Consider the following 13774-nt stretch of genomic DNA (forward strand, 5'->3'; position numbering starts at 1 on the left):
TTATAATTAGAAATTAGGGCTTAAATCTGATTTTTCGTAGAAATTGTTAAGAATACTTACAACCTCGTCAGCAGTATCAACAACATGAATTAAGTCTATATCTTTAGGACTAATATTACCTTCTGTTAGTAATGTGTTTTTTATCCAATCGACCAAACCACCCCAAAATTTAGTACCTACAAGCACAATAGGAAAGGTGTCTATCTTGTGCGTTTGTATTAGTGTAATTGCTTCAAAAAGTTCGTCTAACGTACCAAAACCACCAGGCATAACTACGAAGCCTTGGGAGTATTTTACAAACATAACTTTACGAACAAAGAAATAATCGAAATCTAAACTTTTATCAGAATCTATATACGGATTATCGTGTTGCTCAAAAGGTAATTCTATATTTAATCCTACCGAAGTTCCGCCTGCAATATGGGCGCCTTTATTACCAGCTTCCATAATACCAGGTCCGCCACCTGTAATAACACCATATCCACTATCTACAATTTTGCTCGCTACTTCTTCGGCAAGTTGATAATAATCGTGCTCTGGTTTTGTACGTGCGGAACCAAAAATAGAGACACAAGGCCCAATTTTACTTAGCTTCTCATAACCATTGACGAACTCGCCCATGATTTTAAAAATTGCCCATGAGTCATTTGTTTTTATCTCGTTCCAGCCTTTATAGTGTTTTCCTTTTCTCATATAATACTATTTGTAGTGTGCGTTTTACGTAATCGTAACTCGCTAATTTAATTCTTTCTTTAAGAATTTAGCTGTGTAGCTTTTTTTATTTTTAATTAGTTCTTCTGGGGTTCCTTTAGCAACAACTTGTCCGCCACCTTTACCGCCTTCGTAACCAATGTCTATAATATAATCAACGGTTTTTATGACATCTAAATTGTGCTCTATAATTAATACGGTGTTGCCTTTGTCTGCTAATTTATTTAATACTTTCATTAATACGTTAATGTCTTCAAAATGTAAGCCTGTTGTTGGCTCATCGAGAATGTAAAACGTATTTCCTGTATCGCGTTTGCTTAGTTCTGTTGCTAGCTTTATACGCTGGGCTTCACCACCAGAGAGTGTTGTACTTTGTTGACCCAAAGTAATATAGCCTAGTCCAACGTCTTTTATGGTTTTTAGTTTTCTGAAAATTTTAGGGATATGCTCAAAAAAATCTACAGCTTCGTCAATGGTCATATCCAGTACATCACTAATAGATTTGCCTTTGTAACGAATCTCTAAGGTCTCACGATTAAAACGTTTGCCTTGGCAGGTTTCGCACTCGACATAAACGTCTGGAAGGAAATTCATTTCTATAACTTTTAAACCACCACCTTGGCAGGTTTCGCAGCGTCCACCAGCAACGTTAAAGCTAAAGCGTCCTGGTTTATAACCGCGAATCATAGCTTCAGGAATTTGTGCAAAAAGCTTTCGGATTTCATCAAACGTTTTGGTGTACGTCGCAGGATTACTTCGTGGCGTCCTACCAATAGGCGATTGGTTAATATCAATAACTTTATCGAGATGTTCTAATCCTTTAATGCTTTTATAAGGCATAGGTTTTTTAACACCGTTGAAATAATGAGCGTTAAGGATAGGGTAGAGTGTCTCGTTAATTAACGTAGATTTACCACTTCCAGATACACCTGTCACGCCTATCATTTGACCCAATGGAAATTCTACTGACACATTTTTAAGATTGTTACCAGTACAGCCCTTTAACACTAACTTTTTACCATTACCACTACGACGCTTTTTGGGTATGCCAATTTCTTTTTTGCCATTAAGGTATTTCGCAGTAAGCGTGTCTTGTTTTTGAAGCTCTGCAGGTGTTCCTTCACTAATAATTTCACCACCATGTTTACCTGCAAACGGCCCTATATCTATAACATGGTCTGCACGTTCTATCATGTCTTTATCGTGTTCTACAACAATAACAGAGTTCCCCACATCACGAAGCGAAACTAGCGAATTGATTAACTTTTCATTATCACGCTGGTGTAAACCAATACTCGGTTCGTCCAAAATGTAAAGTACACCGACCAATTGAGAGCCAATTTGTGTTGCTAAGCGTATGCGTTGTGCCTCACCACCAGAAAGCGACTTAGAACTCCGGTTTAACGATAAATACGTAAGACCAACATCTAATAAAAACTGAACACGACTTTTAATTTCTTTTATAATCTCTCCTGAAATTTTGTTTTGTTTATCCGTGAGTCTTTCGGGGAGATGTTCTATCCATTCGCCTAGCTCTATAATATCCATTTTTACAAGGTCAGCGATGCTTTTATCGTCCACTTTAAAATAAAGCGATTCTTTACGTAAGCGAGAACCATTGCACTTTGGACACTCCACCTTATCCATAAAATCCTTTGCCCATCTAACCAGTGACGTCGAATTAGATTTATACTGGCTCTCTATAAAATTGGCAACACCTTCAAAATCAATATCGTAATTTCTGGCCACACCTAGCAGTTTGCTTTCAACTGTAAATTTTTCTTTTCCACCATAAAAAATCATTTGCTTGGCGTCTTCTGGGATGTCTTTCCAAGCCGTGTCTAGTGAAAAATCGAAACGTTGTGCTATGGTATCGAATTGCTTAAAAATCCAACTCTTTTTTTGCGGTCCATGCGGTGCTAAAGCTCCGTTTTTAATGGATAAAGAGTCGTCTGGCACTAGTTTTTTCTCATTTACAACGTACAACTCACCAATACCGTTGCATTTAGGGCAAGCACCTTTTGGGGAGTTAAATGAAAAATTATTAGGCTCAGGATTTGGATACGATATCCCCGAAGACGGACACATTAAATTCCTACTAAAGTAGCGCGGTTCGTTGGTATCTTGGTCTATAACCATGAGCACATCGTCACCATGATACATCGCTGTATTAATAGACTCCATTAAGCGTTTTTCGTTGTCTTTTGAATCGTCAATTTTTAAACGGTCAATAACAATTTCTATATCATGTGTTTTGTAGCGGTCGAGTTTCATACCCTTTTCGAGGTCAACAATCTCACCGTCGGTACGAACTTTTACAAAACCTTGTTTGGCAATTTGTTCAAACAACTCGCGATAATGTCCTTTACGAGAACGAATCACAGGTGCTAATATATTAATGCGTTTTCCTTTAAAAGATTCTAAAATCAAATCTTTAATCTGCTCATCGGAATAGCTTACCATTTTATCTCCAGTTTCGTAACTGTAGGCATCTGCAGCACGAGCAAAAAGGAGCCTTAGAAAATCATAGATTTCTGTAATGGTGCCAACGGTAGAGCGTGGTGATTTGCTTGTGGTTTTTTGCTCAATAGCAATTACAGGAGATAGACCATCGATTTTATCAACATCAGGACGCTCTAAGCTTCCTAAAAACTGACGTGCATAGGCAGAGAATGTTTCGATATAGCGGCGTTGTCCTTCAGCATAAATAGTATCGAAAGCTAATGAAGATTTTCCGCTGCCAGATAATCCTGTAATAACAACTAATTTTTCACGAGGAATAGTAACATCTATGTTTTTTAGGTTGTGAACGCGGGCGCCCCTTACTTCAATAGAATCCTCGTATGTTGTCATAAACTGTGTAATTTTTCTTGTGAACTAGCAATGCCAACCGAAGCAATTTTTACTTTGGCCGACAAGTTTGCAAAGGTACGATTTTTAGTTGTTAATTTGGTAGGACCATTTACTATGAAATTCTTATAATTGTGTGAAAGTTTTGAAAACAATAGCTTTAATTTTAACGCATAACAAATATTATAAACAATGAAATTACTAGGAATAGGCTCAAGAATAAATCACGCTGAATATGGAAAAGGTGTTGTTACTAATGTGACATCGCAACATTATTGGGTAACCTTTATTGAGAACGGTCTAGAAACTTTAGAATTAGATGAAGATTTTGAAGTAATTGAAGCCACCGAAGATGACGTAGATACAGTAAGTTTCTATGAAGTTGAAAAAAGCCTTAAGACTATTCTTAAAAAATGGTCTGATGTATCTGAGGTTGTTTCAATAGCAGATAAATGGAAAGGCGGAAAACTTATTTTAGAACCAGGTGATACAAATCTTCAAGGAAAAGAAATGGGCATAGACACGTTTTTTCATAAGATAACGATGGTTCGCGATAGACTTAGAGTTATGGAGCAGAAAATTAATTCTAGTAAGAATTTGGACGAGCAAGAAAAAATAGACTTGCAACAATATATTACGCGTAGCTACGGTAGTTTAACAAGTTTTAATGTGTTGTTTAAACTTAAAAGTCAGCAGTTTAAAGGGCAGTCTTCAAAATAAGAAATATTAATTCCTGTAAAAACAAAAACGCCGAGGTATTAGCTTCGGCGTTTTTGTTTGAATTATTTTTTAATGGCGTTTATTCTATAATAAGTTTTCGTGTAACGCTTTTATCACCGTCATTTACTTTCATAATGTAAATACCAGTACTTACATTGTTAAGATTAATTTGCTTATCAAATCTCGACGTTGCATTGTAGCTATTTTTATAAACTAATTTCCCTGAAATGTCGTAAACATCTACATTGATGTCTTTTCCAGAATTAGAATTAAACTGAAGCGTAAAATCACCGCTATTAGGATTTGGGAATAAGGTGAAATCGTTAAGCTCAAAATTATCTGTATCTAATGTTATGTTTGTAGTTGTTGTACATAATTCTACAGACCATTCGTTTACAATTCCTGTGTCAACAGGTGCCAAATCTACAAATACTAAATTCCAAACACCAGACCTGTCACTTCCGTCATAAAATGCACTCAAAGGACTATCTGGTGAAAACGTACCAACTGTGGGGCTTCCGCATACAATAGGACCAGCACCATCCTGTAGAGTTACATTCATATCCTCATTTACCCCACAATTATTGAACCAAATATTAGCAAATCCATCTCCTGCAGGCTGCAATTGTAGTAACAAATCTCCGATTGCTGTATGCGAAACATTTGCACTTACTTTTAAATCAGTAACTGGCGTAGTTTCTGTAACTGTGATTGGAACAAAAACAACACCATTATTTGTTCCGTCATTATCAGGAATAGGAGTAGATATTGGTCCAGTTGTGTATGTATTACAAGTTTCTGTAACTGTAACAGTGGCACCAACTGAAAACGACTTAGAAATCGCAAAATAAATATTATCTACAGGCTCTATTTTAATTCTACAATAGGGCTCTTGAACAGACGGGAAAGTTATGGTTTCTGATCCATCATTCGGTGTATTACTAGCTAGGATAGTACTAAAGGTTAAACCACCATCCGTTGAGAATAAAATATTTACATTATTCGTATTTATACCATTAGCTGTAGTGCCAGCTACGTCCCAGGTAATTGTTGTGCTTGAGCCTGAAGGAAAACTTTCGTTAGTTGTATTAGGAGCAGTAACAGCAAATGGTCCCGTATTAGCAACTGTGACGGTCATATCATCTCTATTGGTTTGTCCGCCGTTTGGTGATTGATTATCTCTAACCGTTAAGGCAAAATCCATTGTACGTGCTACGCTTGGGATAACTTCCCACTGAGGCGTTAAATTATCTGCAAGTATGTCACTTAATTGTGGAAATGTTCTCTCACCGGTAGGTAATGAAGGTCTTGATCTAAACATTGGTCCATCAGTATCGGTTGATGAAGGCTGTCCAGCCACAGTACCTGGATTTACTTGCTCCCAATTATAAGAAAGGACGGCACCACCATCAGGGTCACTTGCCGTACCTGATAATGTAAAAGCTGTACCAAATGGTATAGTATAATCTTGTCCTGCATTTACTGTTGGTGCTGTATTGCCGTTTGATGTATTAACAGAACAGGTTGGTGAGGATGTAATTCTAGCATATATTTCATCTATACTTATGGCATTGAAATGGTCATCACTATTGTTTTGAATATTATCGCCGCCACAAATTCCAGCATAGGCCATAATGGTTGTGCCACTACCTGGTTCTACCGATGTTGAAGCATTTCTGTTCGTACCAGAGCAATTACCTTGACTACCATTAAAGGTATGGTTTGCCCCAAAATGATGTCCCATTTCGTGTGCAACAAAATCGACATCGTAAGGATCACCAACAGGACTTGGTAATCCAGTTACAGCTCTAGCTTTTGCATTAGAAAAACAAATTCCCCCAAGAATAGCAACTCCACCACCACCTGTTGTGAAAACATGGCCAACATCATAGTTTGCAGTACCAATTCTTGTATCAGTTATAGACTGGTTTTCACTTAAAAGAGCTCCTGGGTCATTATCAGTAAATCCGTCTGGCTCGACAAGAGATATTGTACTAGTGTTAGAAAATGGAGGGTCGATTATCTCAACTAATTCCATAGTTAAAGATAAATCACGCTCAAAAAGACCATTTACACGAGTCATAGTTACGTTCATAGCGGCTAAGACGGTTTGTCTTTTTACTAAATCTGAAGCCGTTTGCTGTCCCGCAGCATTAATATGAAAATTAGAATACTCTTGTGTTGACGATAAGGACAAACGAAATGTTCTTAAAAGACCATCATTAGCATTTCTTTGACCCGAAACACGGTTAGTATCTGGTGTGTAAGGACTTTCTAAGGCCATTTCATCCGTTAATTGGCAGCCTATTCTATCGATATCTGAATATAAATTTTCTTTTGCATAAAGAATATAAGCGTTTAAATCTTCTGTATAAGGGTCTATATAATATGTTTTGCCAATTGTGTAAATCGCTGCATGAAAACCAAATATAGTGGTGCTAAAGCGCATCGTTACGCCAGGATTATCAATATTAATACCAACGTAAGATTGAATTTCTGGATGCTTTGCCGCAAACTCTGGTTCCATTATGGAAGCATTATAAATCTGATAGCGCTCCAATTTCCCTTCGGCATTAGGGAATTTAATGTAAGTATTAGATTCTAAAGAAGAAGAACGGCTAACCGCATTTCCTAGTTCGTTTTTAATACCTTCAAAATTAAGATTGTAAACATCAAATTTAGTAGGTGTCGAGCCTCTTTCTAATAATTGGCTCTGCTGAATTTTACTTGCTGATGTTTTTGTCCAAAATGATTTTTTTTGCGAAAAAGCAAAAAAGGGCAAAATCAGTAAGAATAGGTAGATTTTTTTCATGAGTAAATAAATTTAAGTGGCTAAAGTTAACAGATTTTAAGAAAAAAATGTGTTAATAAAGTCGTCAAAGTTATCCTCAATATTTAATTCCTTTAATATCAGTTAACTCTAAATCTAAGAATAGAAGCTTGTGTTGTGTTGGTAAGTTGGCCCCACTAGAAGTGGTTTTCCATTGATTCCAAGTAGCTTCTAAACCACTAATTGGTAAAATGTCTACCCACATTTGATAACTTGTTGGCATACCTTTTTCATTGATATGCCAGAGATAAGAATCTCCTGGTGTGGTGCCTCCAGAAGTATAGGTTACAAGTAATGCGTCTTTATTGTCTTCTGTTTTTACCAGCTTTCTTATCGTTCCTTTATCGAATACTTTATAAGGTGCTACTAACCAAAACGAATCATTATTAAAATAAGACTCTGCCTTGGTTATTAAATTTTGTTTCTCAATACCATTGTATTTTTGATTTGAAACAAATACACTTGATTTTTCTGGATTTTTTAGTTGAAGCATTACTGTAAAATCTTTCCATTTTACCTCACAACTATCAGCAGATTTATACCATTTATAGCTATGTATGCTTTTAAATGTCCACTCAATATAATCGGTATTTTTATAAGCTTCATAATCAAGAGCGTTCAGCATTTTATGGGCTAGTAGGTCTGCTTTTGGGCTTTCGGTAGCTTCGGGTAGAGGCTCATTGTATTTTAAGTAAATAAATCCAAAAAAGAGTAGTGTAGGAAGTGTAATAAAAATTACAGCACCGCCTATGAACTTTAATATTCTGATTAGCTTTTGCTTTGGTGAAAGCTTACTAAATGGCTTTATTTTTTTGAAACGAAACAAGATATTATTGATTTAGAACTTCAAAATTACAATAAAGACTAAAAAAGAATAAGGATGTCTTAAAAAGTTTTAATCCCAACCAGTCAAGTTGAGCCTATCGAAACAGATATTGATTATCAAAATATTGAAATATTTCGACAAGCTCAATAAGACAGAGAATAGACTTTTAAGACATCCTCACTCTAATAATTACTATAAAAATCTAATTATCATTTTTATAACCTTCTGGACGTTTCCATCTAATAGGAGGAGCAGGCTCTGGTTTTAATTGAAATTCTTCGGTTTTTAATAGCTTCATGGCTTCTTCAACGGCACGCTCCAATTGTGGGTCGTTACCTTTAGATGTTTCTTTTGGATGCTGAATAACTTCAATATCTGGAGCGACGCCTTCACCTTCAACAGCCCATTTACCATCTACATCATAAAATCCACCACGAGGTGCAACCATACGACCACCATCGATAAATCTTGGTGTATCCCATGTACCAACTAGTCCGCCCCAGGTTCTGGTTCCAATGAGCGGCCCAATATTTTTCATTTTAAACATATACGGCAACAAGTCACCACCAGAACCTGCACGCTCGTTAATAAGCATTACTTTAGGACCCCAAATCCCTGCCATTGGCGTCGTCCAAGGCCTGTTGTCGTTAGCTTTGCTATTAAAATAGCCAAACAACTCTCTTGACATAATATCTATCATGTAATCTGCTGCGGAGCCACCACCGTTGTTACGCTCATCGATAACCGCACCTTTTTTATCTTGTTGTGCAAAATAGTAACGATTGAAAGAAGTAAATCCGCCACCTGATGTGTTTGGTACATAAACGTAAGCTAATTTCCCGTTTGATAATTTATCCACTTTACGTCTATTGCTTTCCACCCAATCGATGGTTCTAAGTCCGCGTTCATTTCTAATTGGTTTTATTAAAACGTCTCTTGAACCGTTTTCTGAAGGTTTAGAGTTTACTGTTATAGTAATTTCTCTTCCCGCTGTTTGTTCTAAATGTTTGTAGATGTTTTCAGAACCTGAAATAGGTTTACCATTAATGGCTAAAATATAATTGCCTTGATTAATATTTAAACCAGGTTTTGCCAATGGTGCATCAAGATTTGGATTCCAACGTTCACCGTTATAAATTTTTGAGATTTTATAACGTCCGTTAGAAACTTCAAAATCGCAGCCTAGTAGGCCAACAGGCACATTGTCTAAATCAGGGAAATCGCCTCCAGAGACATAAGAATGCCCTACGGCTACCTCACCACTCATTATATCTACAACATAGTTGAGGTCTGTTCTATGGCGCACATGGTCTATCCAAGGCGAATACCATTGGTAAACCTCATCCCAAGGCGCACCATGTACATTGTCCACGTACAAGAAATCTCGCATATAGCGCCAGCCTTCTTTAAAAATTTGATGTGCCTCTGCTTTAGGGTCTAATTTTATCTTTAGATTTGTTTTTAGGACATCTTTACCTGGTTTTGGAGCTGAAGACGTACTTGTTAGCATCCATTTTCCACCACTAAATAATAGAATTGATTTTCGGTCTGCTGAAATCACAATTTGGGTAACGCCGTCGGCAAAGTCCGACGCTTCTTCTTTTTCTACATCGTAAGAATATAATTTAAACCCTTGTTTGTTCGGTATAGTTTCCGCTATAAATATTTTATGTTTTGGACCTTTAGCAAGAGCTACATAGTTTCTTGCTGGTAAATCTAAGGCTACAGCTCTATCAAAAATGCCTTCTTTATCAATGCTTACTACAACGTCTTTTTTATCTTCGTTTTTCTTTTCGCTGTCATCGTCAGTTTTAACGTCTTCCAAATCATTTTTTGGAAGGTTTGGCGCTTTATCATTTTTGCTCAGTACAATAGCATAAAGACTTCTTGCTAAATTGGCGCCTGGGTCGTAATTACTCATATCTAACCAACCAGACGATAAGCCGTAATTAGTACTTGCTAGTGTATAAAGGTATTTACCTGAAGCATCCCAAACAGGTGTAATGGCATCTGCTATTGGGTCTGTTAATTGAATGATTTCTTTAGAGTCTATATGGTAAGCAAAGATGGATTTAAAATGACTTTTCTGTTGCTTGGCATAGGCAATCCACTTACTGTCTGGCGACCAAACAGGATTCATAGCTCTGTTTGGATGGGCATAACTATCTGTATCTACAACATTTGTTTTTTTTGTTTCAAGATTTATAATCCAAATATTGTAATGTGTATCTGTGTAGGCTATGTGCTTTCCATCAGGAGACCAATCGGGTTGAAAATAAAACGTAGGATTTGGTAAAGTAATAGCTTCTATATTCTGGCCATCTTGGTCTGCCAACATCAGCTGGTATTCACCGCTTTTATCAGAAAACCAAGCAACTTTATCACCTTTTGGAGACCAAATTGGTGCACGGTCTGCAACACCAGGTGAATTGGTTAAGTTGGTCCAAGTACCATTTTCTTTAGGTACTGTGAAAATTTCGCCTCTGTGTTCAAAAATAGCGCGTTTGCCTGTTGGCGATACGTTAGGGTTGCTTAAACTTCTTGCTGAAATATCTTCCCATCTTGGCCTGTAAAAGTTGAGGTCGCCATTAACGGTGATGTTGAGTTGCTTTGTATTTCCGTTTGAAGGATTATAAACGTGTAAATAGCCACCTTGCTCATAAACAATTTGATTGTCACTTGCATCTAAACTTTTGACATCAAATTTTTTATGAAACGTCACTTGTTTTTCTTCTTTTGTATCGGGATTAAAAGACCATATATTCATCGTATAGTCGCGCTCCGACAAATAGTAAACCAATCCGTTTAACCAAACCGGGTCAAGATGACGTTCTTGGGTTGGCTGCTGGGTTCTTATCAGCGCTTTTGTTTTCATATTAACCACCCAAATTGGCATGGCTTGTCCACCACGATAATTTCGCCATTCTGCATCCCAACCTGTAATCGGTGTGTAGGCTAGATATTTTCCGTCTGGTGATAATTCGCCATAAGCAGCACGCGGAATATCAAGAGCCTCAGGTAAACCGCCATTGATATCTACTGCGAAAAATTTACTGGTCATTGTTGGTTGACTCTCTCTTCCCGAACGAAACAATACTTTTCCATCAGGTGTCCAGCCTTGCACGAAGTCGCCATCAGGATGGTAGGTCAATCGTTTTGGTTCGCCACCTTCAGAAGGAATAACAAAAACGTCTATATTTCCATCGTATTGCGCTGTAAAAGCGATTTGCTTTCCGTCTTTAGAGAAATGCGGGCTAGATTCGTAGCCTTCGTCACTAGTTAGTCGAATGGCATTTCCGCCATTAACATCGGCCTTCCAAAGGTCATTGGCATAAACAAATACCACATCGTTTCCATGCAGTGTTGGTTGTCTAAGCAGTTGTGTGCCTTGAGCGTTAAGATTAAGCATAAGAAGTAGTGCTAAACCCGATAATAGATGTTTCATGTTGGTCGATTTAATTATACCAACTAAAGATACAACTATGCGTTATATGAAATTATAAGACAATGTTAAAACCTTAAAAGCCAACTGCAGTATCGTCTCCGCGTTTGTCTGCGCCACCTTCTAAATTACCATTTTCAAGCTTTAGAATGCCATCTACAATGCCAATAATAGGTGAACGTGACTCATTTATTATATAGCCTTTAGCTTCGAGTTGTTTGATAAGGTTTTTATCAAATGAATTGGGTTCCATTCTTATTTCGTCTGGTAGCCATTGATTATGGAATCTTGGAGCGTTAACGGCATCTTGCATGGTCATTTTAAATTCATGCACATTTAAAATAGTCTGCAAAACCGAGGTAATTATTGTAGATCCACCTGGTGTACCAACCGTCATTAACAACTCGCCATCTTTTTCAACAATTGTGGGCGTCATAGAGCTTAGCATTCTTTTTTCTGGAGCAATACTATTGGCTTCGGCGCCAATAAGACCATAATAATTGGGTTCTCCAGGTTTAGAGCTAAAATCATCCATCTCGTTATTTAAAAAGAAGCCTAAATCGTCTGCGTAGAGCTTAGAGCCATAACCTCCGTTTAAGGTCGTAGTAACGGCAATGGCATTTCCAAATTGGTCTACAATAGAATAATGGGTGGTTTCGTCACTTTCGTAGCCAATAATCTGTCCGTGAGAGATGGAATCTACTGGCGTTGCTTGATTGAAAGAGAAGTCCTTCATTCTATTTTCTAGATAAACACTGCTAGTTAAGGTTTCCGTGGGTATTTCAACAAAATCAGGGTCGCCCAAATAATAGCTTCGATCTGCATAAGCACGTTTTTCAGCTTCCACTAATACTTGGATGGTTTTTAATGAGTTATGTCCATAACCAGCTAAATCGAAATTTTCTATCATCGTCATAATCTGATTTAAACAAATACCACCAGACGACGGCGGCGACATGGATGTGATGGTTAAATCATCATACATAAACTGAATGGGTTGACGCCATTTAGCTTCGTATTTTGCTAAATCTTCTAGCGTTATAATGCTACCTTTTTCTTGAAGAAATGTCACGAGTTTTTCGGCTGTTTCGCCTTTGTAAAACTCATCTCGTCCATTAGTTGCAATACGGGTTAATGTTTCTGCTAAAGCGAAATTGAAGACTTTATCGTTTTCCTTTAAGTCTTTATTAAAGAGGATTTTTTTTCCATTAACAACTCTAAAAATGCTATCGTAACTTTTAAATCTGTTCTCTTGGTTTTTGGTTACGACAAATCCATTATTAGCCAAATCTATCACAGGCAGTAAGATGGTTTTTACATCTAAGTTCCCAAAGCGTTCTTGAGCTTTGAAAATACCAGCGATTGTACCTGGAATTCCAATAGCTAGAGGACCAATAGTGCTTTTTCCTTTTATAACATTGCCCTCTTCATCAAGGTACATGTCTTTAGTTGCTGCCAGAGGCGCTTTTTCGCGATAGTCTAATGCACCAACTTCTCCATTGGCTAATCGGTAAATCAAAAATCCGCCACCGCCAAGGTTGCCAGCGTAAGGGTAGCTTACAGCCAGAGCTAGTTCTGTGGCCATCATGGCATCAAAGGCATTTCCGCCTTTAGCCATAATATCTGAGCCTATCTTTGATGCTTCTTTACGTGCGCTAACTACCATAGCATTTTCGGTAATTAGTCCTCTATTATTAATGGTGGTTTTGGATTCTTTAGTTGTCTCTTTGCAATTGAATAGTAGAGCTATTAGAAGTAATAAAAAAAGATGTTTTCTCATAAGCTGTATTCTTTTTCTAATGCTATTCGCTTTGTTTCAGTTTCTTGTTTTAGTTCCTCAAAGAAGAGTTTAAAGTCATTTTCAAAGGCGTCATAAAATTCCACAAGTTCCTTTGTTGCTTCATTCATGTTAGAGCGTCCTTTTGTTCTACGATTCATGCCATCTAAAACTTTCTGAATACCTTCAATAGTGGCATAACTCAACAACCAGTTATCGTTTATCATAAAGGGCACTAGTTTTTTAAAGCGTTCAGGTAATATTTCAAAATGTCTTTTCAAACTGTTGTAAAAGTTCTGAATGTAAGCGTCCAAAGATTGCTCATTATAATCGCTCCAGTTTTTTGCTAAAAAATGGTCATAAAAAATATCTACAATGACACCGCTGTAATGGCCATAAGCTTTATGCAATCTTCTTGTGCTATCCCTAAAGTTGGGATGTGCATCTGTGTAAGAATCGATAAACCGATGCAATAAAATACCGACTTGCATTGCTTTAGGATAGTCTTTATAACGTCTTCCTCTTATGCCATCTGCGGCAAAATTGCCAATGGTCAATAGTTCGTTTTCTCCAGATAGGTAAATATGGGCTAAAAAGTTCATTGCCCCGAATTTACAA

At 37.2% G+C, this 13774-nt stretch carries 8 protein-coding genes; 1 reads left to right on the forward strand and 7 read right to left on the reverse strand.

The window, feature by feature from the left end; genetic code table 11:
- Positions 1-6: 6 nt before the first annotated feature.
- Positions 7-693 (reverse strand): LOG family protein, encoded by a 687-nt coding sequence (locus tag DFQ05_RS03225; protein WP_132703514.1) that lies wholly within the window; start codon positions 691-693, stop codon positions 7-9.
- A 42-nt stretch (positions 694-735) separates the two neighbouring features.
- Positions 736-3564 carry an excinuclease ABC subunit UvrA gene (uvrA, locus tag DFQ05_RS03230; RefSeq protein WP_132703516.1) on the reverse strand — a complete coding sequence of 943 codons (2829 nt, stop codon included), beginning with the start codon at positions 3562-3564 and terminating at the stop codon, positions 736-738.
- A gap of 189 nt (positions 3565-3753) precedes the next feature.
- Here uvrA and DFQ05_RS03235 point away from each other — a divergent pair, with 189 nt between their 5' ends.
- Positions 3754-4281 carry a hypothetical protein gene (locus DFQ05_RS03235; protein ID WP_132703518.1) on the forward strand — a complete coding sequence of 176 codons (528 nt, stop codon included), beginning with the start codon at positions 3754-3756 and terminating at the stop codon, positions 4279-4281.
- 79 nt (positions 4282-4360) lie between these two features.
- On the opposite strand, the gene DFQ05_RS03240 is transcribed toward DFQ05_RS03235, so the two are convergent.
- The 5 genes from DFQ05_RS03240 to DFQ05_RS03260 form a co-directional block, all read right to left on the reverse strand.
- Positions 4361-7093 carry a zinc-dependent metalloprotease gene (locus DFQ05_RS03240; protein WP_132703520.1) on the reverse strand — a complete coding sequence of 911 codons (2733 nt, stop codon included), beginning with the start codon at positions 7091-7093 and terminating at the stop codon, positions 4361-4363.
- A 76-nt stretch (positions 7094-7169) separates the two neighbouring features.
- The gene (locus tag DFQ05_RS03245; RefSeq protein ID WP_241974200.1) at positions 7170-7937 is read right to left on the reverse strand and encodes a hypothetical protein; all 768 of its coding nucleotides are present in this window, start codon (positions 7935-7937) and stop codon (positions 7170-7172) included.
- A 202-nt stretch (positions 7938-8139) separates the two neighbouring features.
- The gene (locus DFQ05_RS03250) at positions 8140-11382 is read right to left on the reverse strand and encodes a S41 family peptidase (RefSeq protein WP_132703522.1); all 3243 of its coding nucleotides are present in this window, start codon (positions 11380-11382) and stop codon (positions 8140-8142) included.
- Positions 11383-11455: 73 nt separating this feature from the next.
- On the reverse strand, positions 11456-13159 hold the full coding sequence (gene ggt, locus DFQ05_RS03255; RefSeq protein ID WP_132703524.1) for a gamma-glutamyltransferase: 1704 nt from the start codon (positions 13157-13159) through the stop codon (positions 11456-11458).
- Positions 13156-13758, reverse strand: a complete 603-nt coding sequence (locus DFQ05_RS03260; RefSeq protein WP_132703526.1) for an acyl carrier protein phosphodiesterase — start codon at positions 13756-13758, stop codon at positions 13156-13158. Before DFQ05_RS03260 ends, ggt begins: the two co-directional genes overlap by 4 nt.
- Positions 13759-13774: the final 16 nt, after the last annotated feature.

The sequence above is a fragment of the Winogradskyella wandonensis genome (assembly GCF_004346845.1).
GTDB classification, from domain to species: Bacteria; Bacteroidota; Bacteroidia; order Flavobacteriales; family Flavobacteriaceae; genus Winogradskyella; species Winogradskyella wandonensis.

What these genes read in the sequence shown, in the direction of transcription:
- DFQ05_RS03225 (WP_132703514.1), bottom strand. Translation starts at nt 693, where the DNA reads ATGAGAAAAGGAAAACACTATAAAGGCTGGAACGAGATAAAAACAAAT.
- uvrA (WP_132703516.1), bottom strand. Translation starts at nt 3,564, where the DNA reads ATGACAACATACGAGGATTCTATTGAAGTAAGGGGCGCCCGCGTTCAC.
- DFQ05_RS03235 (WP_132703518.1), top strand. Translation starts at nt 3,754, where the DNA reads ATGAAATTACTAGGAATAGGCTCAAGAATAAATCACGCTGAATATGGA.
- DFQ05_RS03240 (WP_132703520.1), bottom strand. Translation starts at nt 7,093, where the DNA reads ATGAAAAAAATCTACCTATTCTTACTGATTTTGCCCTTTTTTGCTTTT.
- DFQ05_RS03250 (WP_132703522.1), bottom strand. Translation starts at nt 11,382, where the DNA reads ATGAAACATCTATTATCGGGTTTAGCACTACTTCTTATGCTTAATCTT.
- ggt (WP_132703524.1), bottom strand. Translation starts at nt 13,159, where the DNA reads ATGAGAAAACATCTTTTTTTATTACTTCTAATAGCTCTACTATTCAAT.
- DFQ05_RS03260 (WP_132703526.1), bottom strand. Translation starts at nt 13,758, where the DNA reads ATGAACTTTTTAGCCCATATTTACCTATCTGGAGAAAACGAACTATTG.